Raw genomic sequence first — 19920 nt, 5'->3', positions numbered from 1 at the left:
ATTTTTCGGCCCCGCCCGCATTTTCGCGCAAAACAGTCGCAATCAAGGCATTGCCCCCCGATTTCCGTGCCGTATACCGCTGGGAACACCCCTCAAGGCCAACGGATGGACCCCGATGAACAGCTTTGCCCTGACCGTGAAATGCACCTCTACCCGCGGCATCGTCGCGGCGATCGCCACCTTCCTGGCCGAGCATGGCTGTAACATCGGCGACTCGCACCAGTACGATGATTTCGAGACCGACACCTTCTTCATGCGGATCAGTTTCCGCCCCGAAACCGGCGCCACCATCGACCAGCTGACCGAAGCCTTCGAGGCCACTGCCTCTGAATTCGGGATGACCTATGCCTTCCATGACGAAGACCAGAAAATGAAGGTGGTTCTGATGGTGTCGCGCTTCGGGCATTGCCTGAACGACCTGCTGTACCGCTGGCGCATCGGCGCGCTGCCGATCGATATCGTGGGCGTGATCTCGAACCACCTAGACTACCAGAAACTGGTGGTGAACCACGACCTGCCGTTCCACTACATCAAGGTCACCAAGGACAACAAGGAAAAGGCCGAAGCACAGCAGATGTCCATCATCGAGGACACCGGCGCCGAACTGGTCGTTCTGGCCCGCTACATGCAGGTGCTGTCGGACGAGATGTGCAAGAAGATGTCGGGCCGGATCATCAACATCCACCACTCCTTCCTGCCCAGCTTCAAGGGCGCCTACCCCTACAAGCAAGCCTATGCCCGCGGCGTGAAACTGATCGGCGCCACCGCGCATTACGTCACCGCCGACCTGGACGAAGGCCCCATCATCGAGCAGGACACCGTCCGCGTCACCCACGCCCAGTCGCCCGACGACTACGTGACCCTGGGCCGCGACGTGGAATCCTCGGTTCTGGCGCGCGCCGTGCACGCCCATATCCACCACCGCGTGTTCCTGAACGGCAACAAGACCGTGGTGTTCCCGGCCTCCCCAGGCTCCTACGCGTCCGAGCGGATGGGCTAACACTCAGGACCGATTGGGGGCTCTGCCCCCAAAACCCCCGGGATATTTGGAAAAAGAAGAAGGGGGGAACGTGCGCCCTGGTCTTCTTCTTTTCTCAAATATCCCGGGGTGAATGCGCCGCAGGCGCAGAGGGGCTGCGCCCCTATGCTAAAAATCCTGCGCGCGCAGCGCACCGCTTAGTTGCGGCCGCGTTCGTCCAGGCCCAGGCCGCGACCGATGATTTCGCGCATGATTTCCGACGTACCTGCGTAGATCCGGCTGATGCGGGCGTCGCTGTAGAGGCGCGAGATTTCGTACTCGTCCATGTAGCCCGCCCCGCCGTGCAGCTGCACGCATTCGTCGACCACGCGGCCTTCGACCTCGGAGGTGAACAGCTTGGCCTCGGCGGCCATTTCGGCGCTCAGTTCGCCCTTCAGGTGTTCGCGTACCAAGTGATCGGTCAGCGCCCAGCCTGCGTCCAGTTCGGTGCGCATCGACGCCATCTTGAAGCGCGAGTTCTGGAAGGTGCCGATCGGGCGGCCAAAGGCGCGGCGGTCCATGATGTATTCCATGGTCAGGCCAAAGGCGTGTTCAGCGCGGGCCATGAAGCCAAGCGCGCCCATGATGCGTTCCTCGGCCAGGTTCATCATCATGGATTTGAAGCCCCGGCGCGGGTCGCCCAGCACGTTGGTCTTGGGCACCTTGACGTTGTCAAAGAACAGCTCGGCCGTGTCCTGCGATTGCAGGCCCATCTTTTTCAGGCGGCGGCCGCGGCTGAAGCCCTCCATGCCGTCCTCGACCAGGAACAGGCCGATCTCGTGGCCGTCACCGGTGCGGGCGGCGACAATAACCAGCCCGGCCAGGATGCCGTTCGAGATGTAGGTTTTCGAGCCGTTCAGCACCCAGTGGTCATCCATTTCCACGGCGCGGGTCTTGACCCCGCCCAGGTCCGATCCGGTGCCCGGTTCGGTCATGGCGATGGCCAGCACGATCTCGCCCGACACGATGCCCGGCATATAGCGGGCCTTCTGGTCCTCGGTGCCCATCTTGTGCAGGTAGGGGCCGACGATGCGGTTGTGCAGCCCGATGAAAAAGCCCGGCTCTTTCGGGTTGATCTCTTCGGCCAGGATCATGTCATAGCGGAAATCGTCCAGCCCCAGGCCGCCGTATTTCTCGTCGGCGTACATGCACAGGAACCCCTGCTCGCCGGCCTTTTTCCACACCTCGCGGCTGACACAGCCCGCTTCGCGCCATTCCTCGGCATGCGGGAACACTTCGGCCTCGGCCCATTTGCGCACCGTGCGGCGGAACATCTCGTGTTCTTCGTCATAGATCGTCCGTTTCAGCACCGGAGACCTCCTGTCTGATCAAAGGTTTACAACTGTGAGGGGGATTTGCGTAAGACGGGGCGGCCCGAAGGCCGCCCCGGTTGTTTGGTCAGGTTACTGGACGGTGTGAACCAGAACCCACGAACCGTTTTCGACCTTCGAGATGAAGATCTCTTTGGCGCCGACGTGGCTGTCGGGGCTGTAAGCAACCTTGGCGCCCATGATCACGTCGTCAAAGGACAGGTTTTCCAGGGCCGCGATGAAGCTGGCGCGGGTCAGGTCAGGACCGGCTGCTTCCAGGGCGCGCACCATGGTTTCAGCTGCCGAGCGGCCCAGCAGCGAGCCGGTGCCGGGGAACTTCTCGCCGGTGGCTTCGGTGTAGGATTTCACCCATGCACCCACTTCGGGGTTGCTGACGCGGGCTTCCAGATCCAGCCAGCCGGCAGCGGCCCAGACGCCATCCATCACGCCCTGGGCGGCCAGGCCCTTGGCGACAACGGTGTGGAACCCGGCCGAGGACAGCAGGAAGTCAACATCCACGCCCAGCTTGTTGGCGGTGGCGATCACGTTGATGGTCTGGCTGATGCCCAGGGCGGTGGCAACGGTGTCACAGCCCGCTTCCTTGATCTTGCCCAGCGCGCCCGAGAAATCGGTCTCGTCCGGCTTGTGCTGGGTTTCGATGCCAAAGGCCGCGCCAGCTGCCGCCGCGCCGTCCTTCACACCCATCTCGATTTCCTTGCCAAAGTCGGTGGGCAGGTACATCAGGCAGAAGGTCTTCTTGCCCTGTTCCTTGGCCAGGTATTCCGAGGCCAGCTTCACCCCGTCATAATAGGACGAGCCGGTCATGAATTTCCACGGCGCGGGCGGCTCCAGCACCTGACGGGCCGAGGTCAGCGGCGCCACGTTCGGGATGCCCTTGGGCTCCATCATCTTGAACAGCGCGATGTTCATCGGCGTGCCCAGGTTCAGCAGCATGGCGAAGACGTTGTCGCGGTTGATCAGCTTGTTGCCTGCCTGAACGGCCTTGGGCACCTGATAGCCGTGATCCTCGACGATGTAGGTGATCTTGCGACCATGCACGCCGCCCTTGGCGTTCACTTCGTCGAAATACAGCTGGGCTGCTTTCACGGCGGGCACCGAGAAGGGCGCGAAGATGCCCGACAGGTCGTGCACGGCACCGATCTTGACCTCGGTGTCGGTCACGCCGTCCTCGGCCAGAGCCGGCAGTGCCGCGCTCAGCGACAGAGCCGCGGCGGCGGCAAACGTCTTGAACAGTTTCATTATTTTAGTTCCTCCCTAAAGGTCTGTTTATGTCGACCGGGCCCCTCCTCAAAGGCGCGGTCAGTACATGCTGTCGATCAAACCGGAATGACGCGAGTTCACGTAATTCCGCTTGAGTTTCATCGTGGGCGTCAGCTCTTCGTCTTCGGCGGTCAGCAGGATGTCGATCAGGCGGAAATCCTTGATCTGTTCCACCTGGGCGAACTGTTTGTTCACCTCGCTCACCACTTTGCCGATCAGCTCCACCACCTCCTTTGCCCGCGTCAGCGAGGCGAAGTCCGCATATGGAATTTGACGCTCTTGCGCGAACCTTTCAACATTTTCCTGATCAATCATGATCAGGCATGTCAGGTATTTGCGCTTGTCCCCGATCACCACCGCGTCCGAGACATAGGGCGAGAACTTCAGCTTGCTCTCGATTTCGGCGGGGGTGATGTTCTTGCCCCCGGCGGTGATGATGATGTCTTTCAGTCGGCCGGTGATGGTCAGGTTGCCCTCGTTGTCCAGCCGCCCGATATCGCCGGTGCGCAGCCATCCGTCCTCGGTCATGGTTTCGGCCGTTTTCTCCGGCTTGTTCCAGTAGCCACCGAACACGGCGGGGCCGCCCACCTGGATTTCCCCGTCCGGCGCGATCCGCAGCTGCGTGCCGGGGGTCGCCTGACCCACGGTGCCGATGCGGTTATGCGCCAGCGTGTTGACCGAGGCCACACCCGAGGTTTCCGTCATCCCGTAGCCTTCCAGCAGGTGCACGCCAATCGCCTCGAACCAGCGCAGCAGGTCGGGCGAGATCGGCGCGGCCCCCGTGGTGCAGCGGCGGGTGCGTTGCAGGCCCACCAGTTGGCGCAGGTTGCGCAGCACCAGCAGGTCCGCCAGGAACAGGTTCAGCTTGGCGCCGGGCGACATGTGCTTGCCCTCTTCCTTGGCCTCGACCTTTTTCATGCCCGCGGCAATGGCCCAGTCCAGGAATTTCTTGCCCAGCCAGCCGGCCTCGGACCGCATGATGGTGATGCGGCTATAGACCTTTTCCCAGATCCGCGGCACGCCGGTGAACGAATGCGGGCTGACCTCGCGCAGGTTGTCGAACACGGTTTCGGGGCTTTCGGCAAAGTTCACCTTGCAGCCCGCGAAGATCGGGAATTCGACCGAGATCAGACGCTCCAGCACGTGGCACAGCGGCAAGAAGCACAGGAGTTCATCCGTGGGTTCGAACTCGATGGTCTGCTCGCCCGCGAACATCTGGTACATGACGTTGCGGTGGGTGATCATCGCGCCCTTGGGCGGGCCGGTGGTGCCCGAGGTGTAGATCAGCATACGCGGATCGCGCGGCTGAACGGCCTCCAGCGCCTGTTCGAACTTCTTGGGGTTGGCCTTGTTTTCGGCCTCGCCGATGTCCATCAGCTCGTCCCAGAACATCACCATCGGATCGCTGAAGGTCGCCAGACCGTCACGATCGAACACGATGACCTTCTTCAGGCCGGGCATCTGGTCGCGCACCTCCAGGAACTTGTCCAGCTGCTCGTCGTTTTCCACGAACAGGAACGGCGCACCCGAGTCGTTGACCAGATAGGCCAGCTGATTGGCCGAGTCCGTCGTGTAGACGCCCGAGGGAATACCCCCCACCGCCGCCACGCCCAGATCGACATACAGCCATTCGCGCCGGTCTTCGGACAGGATCTGCACCGGCTGGCCCTTTTCCAGGCCCATCGCCAGCAGCGCCAGGCCCGTATTGCGCGCGCCGGTGTAGTAGTCGTTCCACGAGTAGGACTGCCAGATGCCCAGCTCTTTCTCGCGGTGGGCGGTTTTCTTGCCCAGCTCTTTGCAGCGTTTCGCCCAGAGCTTCACAACCGTATCGCACCCGTCCATCGTGATGGGCGCGTCGGCCGGGATGATCATATCTGTGCTCATCGCGTTACCTCCACGTCTTCCGGCGTTTCCAGCGTTTCTGACCCCGTTGGGTCTCTTCCTGGCGGCCGAGGTAGAATTCCTGAATGTCGTCGGATTTGCGCAGCTCTTCGCAGGAACCGGCCATCACGATGCGGCCCATTTCCAGCACATAGCCCTGATGCGCCGTGTGCAGCGCCACGTTGGCGTTCTGCTCGACCAGCAGCATCGTCACTTTCTGCTCGGCATTCAGGCGTTTGATGATCGCGAAAATCTCCTGCGTCAGCAGCGGCGACAGACCAAGCGAGGGCTCGTCCAGCAGCATCAGCTTGGGCTTGGCCATAAGGCCCCGCCCGATTGCCAGCATCTGCTGCTGACCACCCGACAGAAAGCCCGCCGACTGGTTGCGACGTTCCTTCAGGATCGGGAAGTACTCGTAGACCAGCGCGATGTCGTCGCGGATGTCCCCGCCCCGGCAATACGCGCCCATCTTCAGGTTTTCCTCGATGGTCAGATAGGGGAACACCTCGCGGCCCTCGGGCACGTGGGCCAGGCCCTTGCGCACGATGTGGTCGGGCTGTTTGCCGACGATGTTTTCGCCGTTGAACTCGACGGTGCCCTTTTCGGGGTCCATCAGTCCGCTGATGGTTTTCATCAGCGTCGTCTTGCCTGCGCCGTTGGCGCCCAGGATGGTGACGATTTCGCCTTCCTTGACCTCCAACGAGACCCCCCGCAGCGCCATGATCGCGCCGTAGAAGGTTTCGACGTTGCGGATATCCAGAACCTTGGTCATTCGTACACCTCCGTGCCCAGATAGGCCGCCTTGACCTGCGGGTCCGACTGGACCTCGGCCGGGGTGCCCATTGCCAGCGGCTGGCCCTGGGCCACCGCCAGAACGCGGTCGCTGACCTGGTTCACCAGGCTCATGTCATGTTCCACCATCAGCACGGTCAGCCCCATGTCGCGGCGCATGTCCTCGACCCAATAGGCGACCTCCTGGCTTTCCTCGACGGACAGGCCCGAGGCCGGTTCGTCCAGCAGGATCATCTTGGGCCCCATCGCCAGCGCGCGGCCGATTTCCACGACCTTGCGCACGCCGTAAGGCAGGCCCGCGATCAGCTTTTCGCGGTAGGCTTCCAGCTCCAGGAACTCGATCACCTCCTCGACGACGCGGCGATGCTCACGCTCTTCGCGGCGCACCTTCGGCAGGAACCACATGTCCTGCAGCCAGTTGGTGTTGCGATGCGTGTGCCGCCCCATCAGCAGGTTGTCCAGCACGGTGGAATGGTCGAACAGCTCGATATTCTGGAACGTGCGGGCGATGCCGATCGGCGCGATTTCATGCGCCGACATGTGGGTGATGTCACGGCCGTCGAACTTGATCGTGCCGCGGGTGGGTTTGTAGAACCGCGAGATCAGGTTGAAGATCGTGGATTTCCCCGCCCCGTTCGGGCCGATGATCGAGAAAACCTCGCCTTCTTCCACGCTGAACGACACGCCGTCCACCGCCTTCACCCCGCCGAAATGGACCGCCAGGTCCTTTACTTCCAACAGGCTCATTTCATCCGCTCCGTTTTCAGATAGGTTTTCTGGCGGCGGAACATGTCGCGCCGTGCCAGCGGGAACAATTCCAGCCAGAACCGGATCTTCAGCCAGCGGCCGTACAGGCCGGTCGGTTCATAGATGATGAAACCGATCAGGATGACCGAGAAGACCAGCGTATCCAGCCCCGGCATCGACAGGTCGAGGCCCAGCGTGGACATCGCGCCGTCGCGCAGGATGGCGATCAGCTGCGGCACCGCAGTGATCAGGATTGCCCCAAAGAACGCGCCCTGGATGAACCCCAGCCCCCCGATCGTCACCACCAGAAGCAGGTTGATCGAGATGAAGACCGAGAAGAGCTCGTAGTTGAAGAACGTGATGAAGTGGCCCATCAGCGCGCCGGCCAGGCCGGTCATGGCGCAGCTCAGGCCAAAGGCCAAAGACCGCGTCCGCGTGATGTTGATCCCCAGCGCCCGCGCCGAGACCTCGGAGTCGCGCACAGCCAAGAAGCTGCGGCCCGTCGGGCTGCGCATCAGGTTGGCGTACAGCCAGGTCACCAGCACCACCACGGCCAGGCACAGCCAGTAGAAGTTGTTCAGGCTGGCATAGCGGTCGAAATCGATGCCCGCGATGGTGATCGAGGGCGCGAACAGGCCGCCCACCCCGCCGGTGATCGGCTCGGCGATGATGATGGCTTCTTCGACGATGACGAACAGCGCCAGCGTGGCGATGGCCAGGTAGATCCCCGACATCCGCACCGCCGGAATGGCGACGATGGCGCCGAACACCCCGGCCGCGATCCCCGCAAGCGGGAAGGCCACCAGCCATGGCACGCCCACATTCATCAGCGCGGCGTCCGTATAGGCCCCGATCGCCAGGAATGCGGCGTGGCCCAGGCTCGCCTGCCCGGTGTGACCCACCAGCAGCATCAGCCCCATACCGGCCAGCGACCAGATCAGCGTGTTGGTGATCTCGGCCATGTAGTACTCGCCCAGAAAGAAGGGCAGCACCGCCATCACCGCGACCAGCGCGATCATCTTGCCGCGATCCCACCAATCCTCGTGCAGGTCGATGTCGTTGTCGTAGCTTGTCTTGAAAATCACTTTCATCGGGTCACACCTTCTTCGCGTAGATCTGGGCGAAGAGCCCGTTGGGCCGGGTGACCAGCACCGCCAGCATGATGATATAGGGGCTCATCTGGCTGATCCCGCCGGGCAGGTAACGTGCCGCGATGGGCTCGACCACACCGATCAGGATGCCACCCAGCAGCGCGCCGGGCAGGCTGCCAAAGCCGCCGATCACCGCCGCTGCGAAGGCTTTCATCCCCAGCAGGCCAATGTTCGGGTCAATCGCCCCCTTGGACGCGTACAGCACGCCCGCGATGGTCGACACGGCCCCCGACAGCGCCCAGATCATCGAGTTCACCCGATGCACCGGCACGCCCACGATATAGGCCGCCATCTGGTTCTGCGACGACGCCTGCGCCGCAAGGCCCAGCTTGGTGAACTGGAAAAACGCCCACAGCGACAGGGTCAGCAGGGCGGTGACGATGATGGTCGTCAGATCCTCGTAACCGATGATGATGCCGCCGATGTTCAGCGTGTTGCCTGCGAACGGGGTTTCCAGCACCAGCGGCGTGAAGCCCCAGATCGCGCCCGCCGCAAAGCGGAACACAAAGCCCATCGCGATGGTCAGGATCACCAGCGCAAAGTGCGGCTGGCCAAAGATCTGGCGTACGACAAAGCGGTCCACGCCATAGCCAACGCCCCCCATGATGATCGCCGCCAGGATGACACCCGGAATGAAGGGCAGCGCCCCGAATTCCGAATTGACCATGCCAAGCGCCACAAAGGCCCCCAGCATCATCATGTCCCCCTGGGCAAAGTTCACACCCTCGGTCGCCTTGTAGATCAGGACGAATCCAAGGGCGACAAGCCCGTAGATACACCCTGTGGCGATCCCCCCGATGATCAGCTGAATCAGTTCCATTGTTCCGCCTTTCCCTTACCGCCCGCGCAAAGCTGCGAACCAGTATCAAAGACGTACAGAAGCGCCCGACATTCCGCCGGGAATGGGCCCTTTACGGGTCCACCTTTGTACGCATCCATTCTGTCTCCTCCCATGACCGATGAACGCTATTGACACGATTTAAACACGCGTGTTCAAATTCTGTCAACTACCATCAGGACCGCGCATGAAGACCGTCACAGCCCGCATCCTGCACGCTGCCCTGCGCCTGTTTGCCGAGAAGGGAGCCAAGCAGATTGCCATCAGCGACCTGGCCAAAGAGGCCGGCCTGTCGCGGGGGACGATCTATAATAACCTGGATACCCCGGACGAGCTGTTCAACATCCTGTGCGATCTGATGTACCTCGAGCTGCGCCAGACCTCGCTTGCGACGGACAGTGACATCGAAGATCCGGCCCTGCGTCTGGCGCTGATCATCCGCAAGGTCATCCGCCGCGTGTACGAGGAACCCGACTGGGGCCGCTTCGTCGCCCAGTTCGGCATGATCGACCCCCGGCTGGGCAAGTTCTGGGGGAAATTGCCCCATCAGCTGCTGCGCACCGGGCTTGAACAGGGGCGGTTTGCCTATCGCCCTGACCAGATTCATTCCGTCACCGCATTGGGCGGTGGCGCCGTGATGGGGGCCACCTCGCTGGTGCTGGGCGGCCTTCTGACTTGGCGCAAGTCGGGCTCGGATACGGCCGAGCTGATCTTGCGTTCGGTCGGCATTCCCGAGGAGGAGGCGCACGCGCTCTCCACCATTCCGTTCGAGCCGCTCCCGCGCGTCGATTTCGCCAAGGTGCAGCTTGAAGGCACAATTCGCGAGCACATTCTTGGCTAGAATGCCGCTCGAAGGAGGAACGAGATGACTCACACAGCCTATATCTATGACGCGATCAGAACACCCCGCAGCAAAGGCAAGCCCGACGGCACCCTGCACGAGGTGAAACCGATCGATCTGGTCACCACGCTGCTGACCGAAATGCAGACCCGCCACGATCTGGACACGTCCCGCGTCGATGACGTGATGCTGGGCTGCGTGGCTCCGGTTCTGGAACAGGGCGCCGTTCTGCCCAAGATCGCCCTGCAAAAAGCGGGCTGGGATCAAAAGGTCGCCGGCGCGCAGGTCAACCGGTTCTGCGCCTCGGGTCTGGACACCTTCAACACCGCCGCCGCCAAGATCGCGTCCGGGTGGGAGGATCTGGTCTGCGCAGGCGGCTACGAATCCATGTCGCGCGTCCCGATGGGTGCCGATGGCGGCCCCTTCGCCGAAGACCCCGCCACCGCGATTCAGACCGGCTTTGTTCCGCAGGGCATCGGCGCCGACCTGATCGCCACCATCGAAGGCTGGAGCCGCGATGACGTCGACGCCTTCGCCGTCGAGTCGCAAAAACGCGCCGCCCACGCCCGTGATTCCGGCTGGTTCGACCGCTCGGTCGTGCCCGTGCGCGACGAAAACGGCGTGGTCATTCTGGAGCGTGACGACTTCATCAAGGCCGATACCAACATGCAGAAACTGGCCGCGCTGAAGCCCAGCTTTGCCGTGCCCGGCCAGTTCGGCTTTGACGCCGTGGCGCTGGCCAAATACCCGCAGGTCGAGCGGATCAACCACGTCCACACACCCGGCAACAGCTCGGGCATCGTGGATGGCGCCTCGCTGATCATGCTGGGCAACGAACAGGTCGGTAAGGATCTGGGCCTGACCCCGCGTGGCCGCGTTGTGTCCGTCGCGCTGACGGCAACCGATCCCACCATCATGCTGACGGGCCCCGGCCCGGCTTCGGAAAAGGCGCTGGCAAAGGCCGGCCTGACCATCGACGACATCGATTTGGTGGAAATCAACGAAGCCTTCGCCTCGGTCGCCCTGCGCCTGCAGAAAGACCTGAACGTGCCGGACGAGAAACTGAACGTCGTCGGCGGCGCCATCGCCATGGGCCACCCGCTGGGGGCCACCGGCGGAATGCTGGTCAGCACCATGCTGGACGAGCTGGAACGCCGGAACCTGAAACGCGCGCTGATCTGCATGTGCGTGGGCGGCGGCATGGGCATCGCCTCGATCATCGAACGCGTCTGAGGGGGACAGACATGACTGATTTCATTTACGAAAAAGACGCCGACGGCATCGTGACCGTCACCATGGACATGCAGGGCCAGTCCGCCAACACCATGAACGAACGCTATGTTCCGGGCATGGATCAGGTGCTGGCCAAGCTGCGCGCCGAACCCGATCTGAAGGGGGTCGTCTTTGCCTCGGCCAAGAAGACCTTCTTTGCCGGTGGCGATCTGAAACTGATCCTGGCGATCCAGAAATCCGACGCCGAGACCTTTCACTATATCGAGGAAAACAAGCGTCCCTACCGCGACCTCGAACAGCTGGGCGTGCCGGTCGTTGCCGCCATCAACGGCGCGGCCTTGGGCGGCGGATATGAACTGTGCCTGGCCTGCAACCACCGCGTCATCGCGGACGTCCCCGGTGCCGTCGTCGGCCTGCCCGAGGTGACGCTGGGCCTGCTGCCCGGTGCCGGTGGCGTGGTCCGTCTGACCAAGCTGCTGGGCCTGGAAAAAGCCCTGCCCCACCTGACCGAAGGCAAGCCCGTCAAACCCCAAGCCGCACTGAAGGCCGGCATGGTGGACGCCGTGGTGCCTGCCATCGACGACCTGATCCCCGCCGCCAAGGCCTGGATCAAGGCCAACCCCGAGACGCACACCCAGCCCTGGGATCAAAAGGGCTTCCGCTATCCCGGCGGCGACGTGCTGCACCCCAAGGTGCGCCAGATGATCGTCGGCTCGTCCGCGTTCCTCTATTCCAAGACCCGCGGCCTGCTGCCCGCACCGGCCAAGATTCTGGACATCGCCGTCAACTCGATGCGGATCGACTATGACGCCGCCCTGCGGATGGAAAGCCGCGGATTGTGCGCGCTGGTCATGACGCCCGAGTGCAAGGCCGCGATCACCACCTTCTTCTTCGGGATGCAGGCGATCAAATCCGGCGCCGTCCGCCCGCAAGGCGACCGCTGGAAGGCTGCCAACGCCGCCATTCTGGGCGCGGGCATGATGGGCTCGGGCATCGCATGGGCGCATGCCAACGCGGGCCTGCCCTCGGTTCTGAAAGACACCGAGATGGACAAGGCCGAAAAGGGCAAATCCTACACCGCGATGCTGGCCGACAAGGCCATCAAGCGCGGCCGCATGGACGACGCCAAGAAAGAGCGCCTGCTGTCTCAGATCACCCCGGCCACCGATGACGCCGCCTTTGCCGGCACCGACATCATCATCGAAGCCGTGTTCGAGGACATCGCCCTGAAGGAAAAGGTCATCCCCGAGACGTTCAAGCAGCTGGGGCCGAACGGCATCTACGGCTCGAACACCTCGACCCTGCCGATCTCGATCCTGGCCAAGGCCTGCCCCGACCCGACCCGGTTCATCGGGCTGCACTTCTTTTCCCCCGTGGACAAGATGAAGGTCGTCGAGATCATCATGGGCGAGCAGACCAGCGAGGAAACCCTGCGCAAGGCCTACGATTACGTCCAGCAGATCGGCTACATGCCGATCGTGGTGAACGACAGCCGCGGTTTCTTTACCAGCCGCGTGTTCGGCACTTTCATGGACGAAGGCATCTCGCTGATGGTCGACGGCCTGTCCCCCGTCGCGGTGGAACGCGCAGGCTGGCTGGCCGGCATGCCCGTCGGGCCGCTGGCCGTGCATGACGAGGTCTCGCTGGTACTGTCGCAAAAGGTCGGCAAGACCCACAAGGCGCTGGACGAACGCCTGGGCGTCGACTCGGGCTTCGGCAAGCACAACGTCGCCTCCAAGGCCGTGTGCGACGCGATGATCGAGCAAGGCCGCGGCGGGCGTCACTACGGTGGCGGCTTCTACGAATACGCGGCGGACGGCTCGAAAACCCTGTGGTCGGGTCTGGCGCAATTCGCCAAGGGCAACGCCGAAATCCCGATGGAGGACGCGATCGACCGTCTGCTCTACCGTCAGGCGATCGAAACCCTGCGCTGCCTGAACGAAAACGTCCTGCGCTCCGAGGTCGAGGCCAACCTGGGCGGCATCTTTGCCATCGGGTTCCCGGCCCATACCGGTGGCGCGATCCAGTACATCCGTGGCATCGGCATCGACGCGTTCGCAGCCCGCGCCAAGGATCTGGCGGACAAGTACGGCGAACGCTTCGCCCTGCCCGACAGCGCCTATGACATCCTGCGCAACAAGGAGGCCCTTGCCGCATGACCAACGGACCACTCCACGGCCTTCGGGTCGTCGAGATGGCAGGAATCGGCCCCGCCCCCCTGGCGGGGCAATTCCTGTCTGATCTTGGCGCTCAGGTCACCCTCGTCACCCGCAAATCCGGCAAGGCCAACAAGGCCGACATCAACAACCGGGGCAAGCGGTCCGTCGCGCTGAACCTGAAAGACCCCGCCGGGATCGAGGCCGCCCTGCGCCTGATCGAAGGCGCCGACGTGCTGATCGAAGGCTTCCGCCCCGGCGTGATGGAGCGGATGGGCCTTGGCCCTGACGCCTGCCTTGCGCGCAATCCGGGGCTGGTCTTTGGCCGCATGACCGGCTGGGGCCAGACCGGCCCGATGTCGCAAATGGCGGGCCATGACATCAACTATCTGGGCATCACCGGCGTTCTGCACGCCATCGGCAAGAAAGACCTGCCGCCGATCCCGCCGCTCAACATCGGCGCGGATTACGCGGGCGGCACCATGTTCCTGCTGCTGGGCATCCTGTCCGCCCTGTTCGAGCGTCAAAGCTCGGGCAAGGGTCAGGTCATCGACGCCGCGATGGTCGACGGGGCCCCGGCCCTGCTGGCGCTGATCCATTCGATGATCGCCATGGGCCGCTGGACCGAACAGCGTGAAAATAACTGGCTGGACGGCGGCGCGCCCTTCTACCGCTCGTATGAATGCGCGGACGGCAAATTCGTCTCGGTCGGCCCGCTGGAGCCGCAGTTCTTTGCCCAGCTGGTCGACATGGCCGGCCTGCCGCAAGAGCACAAAGCCACCCAGATGGACGAGGCCGACTGGACGCAGCGTCACGCCTTGTACGCACAAGTTTTCAAGACGAGGACTCGGGACGAATGGACGGCACTGTTCGATGGCTCCGATGCCTGCGTCGCCCCCGTGCTGACCTGGTCCGAGGCCCCCGAACACCCGCACATGAAGGCCCGCGGCGTCTTCACGCAGGTGGATGGCGTCACGCAGGTGACCCCCGCCCCGCGCTTCAGCCGTACGGCTCCGGGGCCGGTGGGCCGCCCACCCGCGCCCGGCGCGGATACCGAAACTGTCCTGGCCGAGTTGGGCTATGACGCCGAAACGATTGCCGGACTTCGCGCCAGCGGGGTCCTGACCTGAGGAGGACCCCATGAGCACCGACATCAACGGCGTGCTGCGGATCGAAAAGGACGGCGCCATCGCCACCCTGACCCTGACCCGCCCCGACGCGTTCAACGCCATCAACGACGACCTGCGCAGGGGCCTGATCCAGGCCGTCGCGCAGATCGACACCGACCCGGACATCCGCGTCGTCATCATGAAGGGCGAAGGCCGCGGCTTCTGTGCTGGCGCCGACCTCAAGGGCGGCCTGTCCGCCATGCCCACCGACCACATGCTGGAAGCCGAGTATCGCCCCAGCCTGGTCGGCATCGCCAACTCGCCCAAGATCTGGATCGCCCAGGTCCACGGCGCCGCCGCCGGGATCGGCGCGGCCTATGCGATGAACTGCGACATGGTGGTGATGGCCGACAATGCCAGCCTCTACATGGCCTTCGCCGCGATCGCGCTGGTGCCTGACGGCGGCAACACCTGGCTGCTGCTCAAGGGCATGGGCTATCACCGCGCCCTGCAGGCCATCATCGAAGGCCGCAAGATCCCCGCGGCCGAATGCCTGCAACACGGCCTGGTCAACCACGTCGTCCCCGAGGACGAGCTGGAAACAGCCACCCTCGCCATGGCCAACCGCATCGCCGCTGCCGCCCCTCTGGCCGCCGCTGGTGCCAAGAAAATTCTGCGTAACATCAGCAACGCGTCCTTCTCTGACGCGTTCTCGGCCGAGGCCCAGATCCAGGGCCACCTGACCCAGACCGCAGATTTCCGAGAAGGCGTCCAGGCCTTCGTCGAAAAACGCAAACCCGTATTCAAAGGCAAGTAAGATGTCCCTACCCCCCGTCCTGCAAAACCTGCGCATTCCGCTGATCGGCTCTCCGCTGTTCATCATCTCGAACCCGGATCTGGTGATCGCCCAGTGCAAGGCCGGTGTCGTCGGCTCTTTCCCCGCCCTGAACGCGCGCGAGAAAGAGGGCAACGATCTGGGTGAATGGCTGTCGCGCATCTCCGACACCCTCGCCGAATACACCGAGGCCAACCCCGATCGCCCCGCGGCCCCCTTTGCCGTGAACCAGATCGTCCACCGCTCGAACGCCCGTCTGGAGCGTGACGTGGAACTTTGCGTCAAGCACAAGGTGCCGGTCTGGATCACCTCGCTGGGCGCGCAGGAATGGGTCTACGAGGCCGCCCACTCGGTCGGCGCGATCGTTCTGCACGACGTCATCAACGACAAGTTCGCCCGTAAGGCCATCGAGAAAGGCGCCGACGGCCTGATCGCCGTTGCCGCCGGTGCCGGTGGCCACGCAGGCGCGCTGTCGCCGCTGGCGCTGATCTCGGAAATCCGCGAATGGTTCGACGGCCCGCTGTTCCTGTCCGGCGCCATTGGTCGCGGCGACTCGATCCTGGCGGCGCAGGCGATGGGCGCGGATGGCGGCTATGCTGGCTCGGCCTTCATCGCCACCGAAGAGGCGAACGCCGTCGACCGCTACAAGGAAATGATCACCGAAAGCGGCGCGTCGGACATCGTCTATTCGAACCTGTTCACCGGCGTCTGGGGCAACTACCTGAAACCCTCGATCGCTGCTGCGGGCATGGACCCGGACAATCTGGAACGCTCCGATCCGTCAAAGATGGATTTCGGCGAGGCACGCGAGAAACCCAAAAGCTGGTCCACCATCTGGGGATCGGGTCAGGGCATCGGCGCGGTCAAGAAAGTCGTCCCCACCGCCGAGCTGGTCGACCGTCTGGCAAACGAATACTTTGCCGCCGCCGACCGCCTGGCCGCACAGGTCGCCCACTACCGCCGCTAAGGCGCTTGGGCAAACGGGGGCTGGCCTGTTCTGAGGGGGACGGGCCAGCCCCTTTTTCATGCGAAAACCGACGTACGAAAATCGCCGGAAATCATACGTTTTCGCCGGTTAATCAATCGTGAGAGGACAGGTCAGCCAGGATCGGACAGTCCGGCCGGTTGTCCCCCGCGCAGGCCGAAACCAGCCCCGCCAGCGTCGCCCGCATCTCTTGCAACTCGGCCAGTTTCTGGTCGATCCGGGTCAGGTGCGTCTTGGCGATCTGCTTGACATCGGCGCTGGCGCGGCTGCGATCTTCGTACAAAGTCAACAGGTTACGGCAATCCTCGATGCTGAACCCCAGCGCGCGGGCGCGGCCCAGAAAGGCCAGCTTATGCAGGTCGGACTCGGCAAAGGCGCGGTATCCGTTGTCGCTGCGATGCGGTTGGATCAGGCCGATATCCTCGTAGTAGCGGATGGTTTTCGCCGGCAGACCCGACCGTTTGGAGACTTCTCCGATATTCATTTTCCATCTCCTTTCAATAGGTTACGCAACATTCGACGGTTTGACCGAACGCAGCCGCAGCGCGTTCGACAGCACAAAGACCGACGACATCGCCATCGCGCCCGCCGCCAGCATCGGCGACAGTTGCCAGCCGAAAACCGGGTAGAACGCCCCCGCCGCAACCGGGATCAGCGCGGTGTTGTAGCCGAAGGCCCAGAACAAATTCTGCTTGATATTCAACATGGTACGGCCCGAAATCCGGAACGCGTCAACCACGCCGCGCAGGTCGCCGGACATCAGCACGACGTCTGCAGACTCGATCGCCACATCCGTGCCGGTGCCAATCGCGATGCCCACATCCGCATGCGCCAGCGCCGGTGCGTCGTTGATCCCGTCGCCCACAAAGGCCACTTTCTTGCCGCCCGCCCGCAAGCCTTCCAGCACCTCGACCTTGCCCTGCGGCAGCACCTCGGCGACAACGTGGTCGATGCCCAGTTCGGCCCCGATGGCCCGCGCCGTGGCGGCGTTGTCGCCGGTGATCATGGCGACCTGCAAACCCTGGGCATGCAGCGCGTTAATCACTGATTTCGAAGAGTTTTTCACCGGGTCCGACACTGCGATCACCGCCGCGATCCGTCCATCCAGCGCCGCGTAGAGCGGGGTTTTCCCGGCCTCGGCCAGCGCCTTTCCGACCGCCTCCAACGCGCCCAGATCGACCTTGCGGCGCGCCATCAGGCGGTCGGCGCCGACCATCACGCGGATGCCATCGACCGTGCCCATCACGCCGTAGCCGGTGACCGAGCCGAACTTCTCGACCGGCGCCACGTCCTGCCCATAAGCATCCACGATCGCCCGCGCGACCGGGTGCTCCGACAGCGCCTCGACCGCCGCGACCTTGGCCAGCACGGCATCGCGGTCCTCGCCCTCAGCCACGACGAAATCAGTCAGGGTCGGGTGGCCCTGGGTCAGGGTGCCCGTCTTGTCGAAGGCCACGACATCAACACCGTCAAGTGCTTGCAATGCATCGCCTTTTCGGAACAGAACCCCCATCTCGGCGGCCCGTCCGGTGCCCACCATGATCGAGGTCGGCGTCGCCAGACCCATCGCGCAGGGGCATGCGATGATCAGCACCGCGACCCCCGCCACCAGTGCATGCGTCAACGCCGGGGAAGGCCCGAACACCGCCCAAGCCAGCACCGTCAGCGCGGCCACACCCATCACCACAGGCACGAACCACAGCGTAATCCGGTCAACCATGCCCTGGATCGGCAGCTTGGCCCCCTGCGCCTGCTCGACCATGCGGATGATCTGGGCCAGCATCGTGTCGTCGCCCACCTTGACTGCCTCGAAGCGCAGCATCCCGGTGCCGTTCACCGTGCCGCCGACGACATCCGCGCCGGCCTCTTTGGCGACAGGGATCGGCTCGCCGGTGATCATGCTTTCATCGACATAGGAATGCCCGTCGATCACGCGACCGTCGACGGCGATCCGCTCACCGGGGCGCGCAATGACGATATCGCCCGGCGCCACGTCCGCGACGGGCAGGTCCAGCACCTCGCCCGCGCGCTCAACCCGAGCGGTTTTTGCCTGCAATCCCAGCAGCTTGCGAATGGCCTCGCCGGTGCGGCCCTTGGCCCGCGCCTCTAGGAACCGACCCAGCAGGATCAGCACCACGATCACCGCCGCACTTTCGAAATAGACCGCCCGCGTCGCCCCCGGCAGCACGTCCGGCAGGAATGTCGCCACGACCGAGAACCCGTAGGCCGCCGCCGTCCCCACCGCGACCAGCGAGTTCATGTCCGGCGCGCCCTTCAGCAGCGCAGGCACGCCCTTGGCGTAGAAACTGCGCCCCGGCCCGAACAGCACGACGCTGGTCAGCACGAATTGCACCAGCCAGCTGGTCTGCTGGCCGATCGTCATCTGGATCCAATGGTGGAACGCAGGCACCAAGTGCCCGCCCATTTCCATGATGAACACCGGCAACGTCAGCGTCGCGGCAAGGATCAGGCGCAGGCGCAGCGCCTTGGCCTCTTCTTCCTTGCGGTTCACCACGGGGCGTTCAGCACCACCCTGCACGCGCGCCGGATACCCGGCCTCTTTCGCAGCACGCAACAGCGCGCCCAGCTCCACCGTGCCCTCCAGGTATTCGACCTGCGCTGTTTCGCTGGCCAGATTGACAGACACCGCCGTCACGCCGGGAACGGCCTCCAGCGCCTTGTCCACGCGCCCGACGCAGGAGGCACAGGTCATGCCCTCGATCTCCAGCACGACATGAGCCTGACGCGCGGGATAGCCCGCCGATTTCAATTGGCCCACCAGCGCATCGACATTGGTCCGCTCGTCAAACGAGACGCGCGCGGTTTCGCTGGCCAGGTTCACAGCGGCATCCGAAACGCCCTCGACCCCGCTCAGCGCCTTTTCCACCCGCCCGACACAGGCCGCGCAGGTCATTCCCTCAATCTGGAAAGTTGCAATTTGCTGTGTCATCGCTGGCTCCTGTCTTGCATCGACATCCCCCAGATAGAGGTTCCATCAGATGGAAGGTCAAGACCCACATCTTCCTTTTCTTTCACCTCTTGACCTTCCAGCGCGGGAAGGGTCCATCTGAGAGGAAAGCAAGGAGACTCAGATGACGAAATTCAACGTACCTGCCATGAAATGCGGCCATTGCACCGCCGCGATCCAGAAATCCGTGACCGAGGCTGACCCGACCGCCCTGCTGGAATTCGACATCCCCGGCCGCATGGTCGAGATCGACAGCGCCGACGACGCCGCCACGCTGCTGGCCGCAATCAAAGAAGCCGGGTTCGAAGCCACCGCCGCCTGATCAGCAGATCCGCGGCAGCTGCTCGCCCACCAGCATATCCACGATGCGCGCCCCGCCAAACAGGGTGCGCATCGTCAACCGGCCCGACTCTCCGGCGAATGCCTTGCCGATGATGGCCGCGCCGGCGCCCTCCGGCATCGCGCGGTCCAGCCCAACCGCATCGCAGAACGAGGCGCTGGCATTGCTGATCGCCCCGTCGCGTTCGACCACGATCAGGTAATCGCTGATCAAGGCAAGGATCGAGCCAAGGAAGCGGCGCAGGGCCTGAAGCTCGTTGTTCCGCGCCTCCAGCTTTTCCTGATACTCCACTAGATCGGCATAGGTGCGGTCCACGGCCTCCAGCACGTCCAGCCAGACGGCGTCGTTCAACTCGCCGCCCTACGCAAGGATATGCTGGGGTTTTTGCTGCATCTTTTCGGGTCTCCTGCCCCGACGGTAGCGCCGGGGCCGTGA

Annotated in this window: 17 protein-coding genes and 1 pseudogene; 8 read left to right on the top strand and 10 right to left on the bottom strand. The window is 63.6% G+C overall.

The annotated features are described in order from the left end of the window. The first annotated feature begins 115 nt into the window (after positions 1-115). Entirely contained in the window at positions 116-1000 is an 885-nt protein-coding gene (purU, locus tag E7681_RS13175) for a formyltetrahydrofolate deformylase (RefSeq protein WP_136339770.1), read from the top strand. Between the two features lie 176 nt (positions 1001-1176). On the opposite strand, the gene E7681_RS13170 is transcribed toward purU, so the two are convergent. The 7 genes from E7681_RS13170 to E7681_RS13140 form a co-directional block, all read right to left on the bottom strand. After that, a complete protein-coding gene (locus E7681_RS13170) occupies positions 1177-2328 on the bottom strand; it encodes an acyl-CoA dehydrogenase family protein (RefSeq protein ID WP_136339769.1) in 1152 nt (383 codons plus the stop codon). A gap of 93 nt (positions 2329-2421) precedes the next feature. Then, a complete protein-coding gene (locus tag E7681_RS13165; RefSeq protein ID WP_136339768.1) occupies positions 2422-3588 on the bottom strand; it encodes an ABC transporter substrate-binding protein in 1167 nt (388 codons plus the stop codon). A 60-nt stretch (positions 3589-3648) separates the two neighbouring features. Beyond that, on the bottom strand, positions 3649-5493 hold the full coding sequence (locus tag E7681_RS13160; RefSeq protein WP_136339767.1) for an AMP-dependent synthetase/ligase: 1845 nt from the start codon (positions 5491-5493) through the stop codon (positions 3649-3651). Positions 5494-5497: 4 nt separating this feature from the next. After that, positions 5498-6262: an ABC transporter ATP-binding protein gene (locus E7681_RS13155; protein ID WP_136339766.1), complete on the bottom strand. Its 765-nt coding sequence runs from the start codon at positions 6260-6262 to the stop codon at positions 5498-5500. Next, entirely contained in the window at positions 6259-7029 is a 771-nt protein-coding gene (locus tag E7681_RS13150) for an ABC transporter ATP-binding protein (RefSeq protein WP_136339765.1), read from the bottom strand. Before E7681_RS13150 ends, E7681_RS13155 begins: the two co-directional genes overlap by 4 nt. Then, positions 7026-8120, bottom strand: coding sequence for a branched-chain amino acid ABC transporter permease (locus E7681_RS13145; protein WP_136339764.1), 1095 nt, complete (start codon positions 8118-8120; stop codon positions 7026-7028). The genes E7681_RS13150 and E7681_RS13145 overlap by 4 nt, the downstream gene beginning before the upstream one ends. 4 nt (positions 8121-8124) lie before the next feature. Beyond that, the gene (locus E7681_RS13140) at positions 8125-9000 is read right to left on the bottom strand and encodes a branched-chain amino acid ABC transporter permease (RefSeq protein ID WP_136339763.1); all 876 of its coding nucleotides are present in this window, start codon (positions 8998-9000) and stop codon (positions 8125-8127) included. Positions 9001-9205: 205 nt separating this feature from the next. Here E7681_RS13140 and E7681_RS13135 point away from each other — a divergent pair, with 205 nt between their 5' ends. Genes E7681_RS13135 through E7681_RS13110 form a run of 6 tightly spaced genes read left to right on the top strand, consistent with a single transcriptional unit; the run spans position 9206 to position 16159 of the window. After that, the gene (locus E7681_RS13135) at positions 9206-9859 is read left to right on the top strand and encodes a TetR/AcrR family transcriptional regulator (protein WP_136339762.1); all 654 of its coding nucleotides are present in this window, start codon (positions 9206-9208) and stop codon (positions 9857-9859) included. Positions 9860-9883: 24 nt separating this feature from the next. Then, positions 9884-11092 (top strand): acetyl-CoA C-acetyltransferase, encoded by a 1209-nt coding sequence (locus E7681_RS13130; protein ID WP_136339761.1) that lies wholly within the window; start codon positions 9884-9886, stop codon positions 11090-11092. A gap of 11 nt (positions 11093-11103) precedes the next feature. Next, positions 11104-13251, top strand: coding sequence for a 3-hydroxyacyl-CoA dehydrogenase NAD-binding domain-containing protein (locus tag E7681_RS13125; RefSeq protein ID WP_136339760.1), 2148 nt, complete (start codon positions 11104-11106; stop codon positions 13249-13251). After that, a complete protein-coding gene (locus E7681_RS13120) occupies positions 13248-14378 on the top strand; it encodes a CaiB/BaiF CoA transferase family protein (RefSeq protein WP_136339759.1) in 1131 nt (376 codons plus the stop codon). The genes E7681_RS13125 and E7681_RS13120 overlap by 4 nt, the downstream gene beginning before the upstream one ends. Before the next feature lie 10 nt (positions 14379-14388). Then, the gene (locus tag E7681_RS13115) at positions 14389-15174 is read left to right on the top strand and encodes an enoyl-CoA hydratase-related protein (RefSeq protein WP_136339758.1); all 786 of its coding nucleotides are present in this window, start codon (positions 14389-14391) and stop codon (positions 15172-15174) included. A 1-nt stretch (position 15175) separates the two neighbouring features. Beyond that, positions 15176-16159, top strand: coding sequence for an NAD(P)H-dependent flavin oxidoreductase (locus E7681_RS13110; RefSeq protein ID WP_136339757.1), 984 nt, complete (start codon positions 15176-15178; stop codon positions 16157-16159). Between the two features lie 112 nt (positions 16160-16271). On the opposite strand, the gene cueR is transcribed toward E7681_RS13110, so the two are convergent. Continuing rightward, positions 16272-16661, bottom strand: a complete 390-nt coding sequence (cueR, locus tag E7681_RS13105) for a Cu(I)-responsive transcriptional regulator (protein ID WP_136339756.1) — start codon at positions 16659-16661, stop codon at positions 16272-16274. 21 nt (positions 16662-16682) lie between these two features. Next, positions 16683-19127 carry a heavy metal translocating P-type ATPase gene (locus E7681_RS13100; protein ID WP_136339755.1) on the bottom strand — a complete coding sequence of 815 codons (2445 nt, stop codon included), beginning with the start codon at positions 19125-19127 and terminating at the stop codon, positions 16683-16685. A gap of 142 nt (positions 19128-19269) precedes the next feature. Between E7681_RS13100 and E7681_RS13095 the strand changes: the two genes are divergently transcribed. Continuing rightward, complete coding sequence (locus E7681_RS13095; protein WP_136339754.1) at positions 19270-19467, top strand: heavy-metal-associated domain-containing protein; 198 nt, start codon at positions 19270-19272, stop codon at positions 19465-19467. Here the strand turns inward: E7681_RS13095 and E7681_RS19305 are convergent. Further along, a pseudogene (locus E7681_RS19305) lies at positions 19468-19626 on the bottom strand (hydrogenase expression/formation protein HypE); the annotation flags it as partial. Positions 19627-19920: the final 294 nt, after the last annotated feature.

It is taken from the genome of Thalassobius vesicularis (assembly GCF_004799325.1).
In the GTDB taxonomy this organism is placed as follows: domain Bacteria; phylum Pseudomonadota; class Alphaproteobacteria; order Rhodobacterales; family Rhodobacteraceae; genus Thalassobius; species Thalassobius vesicularis.
The sequence above is the reverse complement of the archived record's forward strand: the minus strand, read 5'-3'. Positions and strand labels throughout refer to the sequence as shown.

Excerpts from the sequence above, each read along its gene's own strand:
- E7681_RS13165 (WP_136339768.1), bottom strand. The coding sequence starts at position 3,588 with ATGAAACTGTTCAAGACGTTTGCCGCCGCCGCGGCTCTGTCGCTGAGC.
- E7681_RS13120 (WP_136339759.1), top strand. The coding sequence starts at position 13,248 with ATGACCAACGGACCACTCCACGGCCTTCGGGTCGTCGAGATGGCAGGA.
- E7681_RS13155 (WP_136339766.1), bottom strand. The coding sequence starts at position 6,262 with ATGACCAAGGTTCTGGATATCCGCAACGTCGAAACCTTCTACGGCGCG.
- E7681_RS13150 (WP_136339765.1), bottom strand. The coding sequence starts at position 7,029 with ATGAGCCTGTTGGAAGTAAAGGACCTGGCGGTCCATTTCGGCGGGGTG.
- E7681_RS13145 (WP_136339764.1), bottom strand. The coding sequence starts at position 8,120 with ATGAAAGTGATTTTCAAGACAAGCTACGACAACGACATCGACCTGCAC.
- E7681_RS13125 (WP_136339760.1), top strand. The coding sequence starts at position 11,104 with ATGACTGATTTCATTTACGAAAAAGACGCCGACGGCATCGTGACCGTC.
- E7681_RS13115 (WP_136339758.1), top strand. The coding sequence starts at position 14,389 with ATGAGCACCGACATCAACGGCGTGCTGCGGATCGAAAAGGACGGCGCC.
- purU (WP_136339770.1), top strand. The coding sequence starts at position 116 with ATGAACAGCTTTGCCCTGACCGTGAAATGCACCTCTACCCGCGGCATC.
- cueR (WP_136339756.1), bottom strand. The coding sequence starts at position 16,661 with ATGAATATCGGAGAAGTCTCCAAACGGTCGGGTCTGCCGGCGAAAACC.
- E7681_RS13095 (WP_136339754.1), top strand. The coding sequence starts at position 19,270 with ATGACGAAATTCAACGTACCTGCCATGAAATGCGGCCATTGCACCGCC.
- E7681_RS13110 (WP_136339757.1), top strand. The coding sequence starts at position 15,176 with ATGTCCCTACCCCCCGTCCTGCAAAACCTGCGCATTCCGCTGATCGGC.
- E7681_RS13140 (WP_136339763.1), bottom strand. The coding sequence starts at position 9,000 with ATGGAACTGATTCAGCTGATCATCGGGGGGATCGCCACAGGGTGTATC.
- E7681_RS13160 (WP_136339767.1), bottom strand. The coding sequence starts at position 5,493 with ATGAGCACAGATATGATCATCCCGGCCGACGCGCCCATCACGATGGAC.
- E7681_RS13130 (WP_136339761.1), top strand. The coding sequence starts at position 9,884 with ATGACTCACACAGCCTATATCTATGACGCGATCAGAACACCCCGCAGC.
- E7681_RS13100 (WP_136339755.1), bottom strand. The coding sequence starts at position 19,127 with ATGACACAGCAAATTGCAACTTTCCAGATTGAGGGAATGACCTGCGCG.
- E7681_RS13135 (WP_136339762.1), top strand. The coding sequence starts at position 9,206 with ATGAAGACCGTCACAGCCCGCATCCTGCACGCTGCCCTGCGCCTGTTT.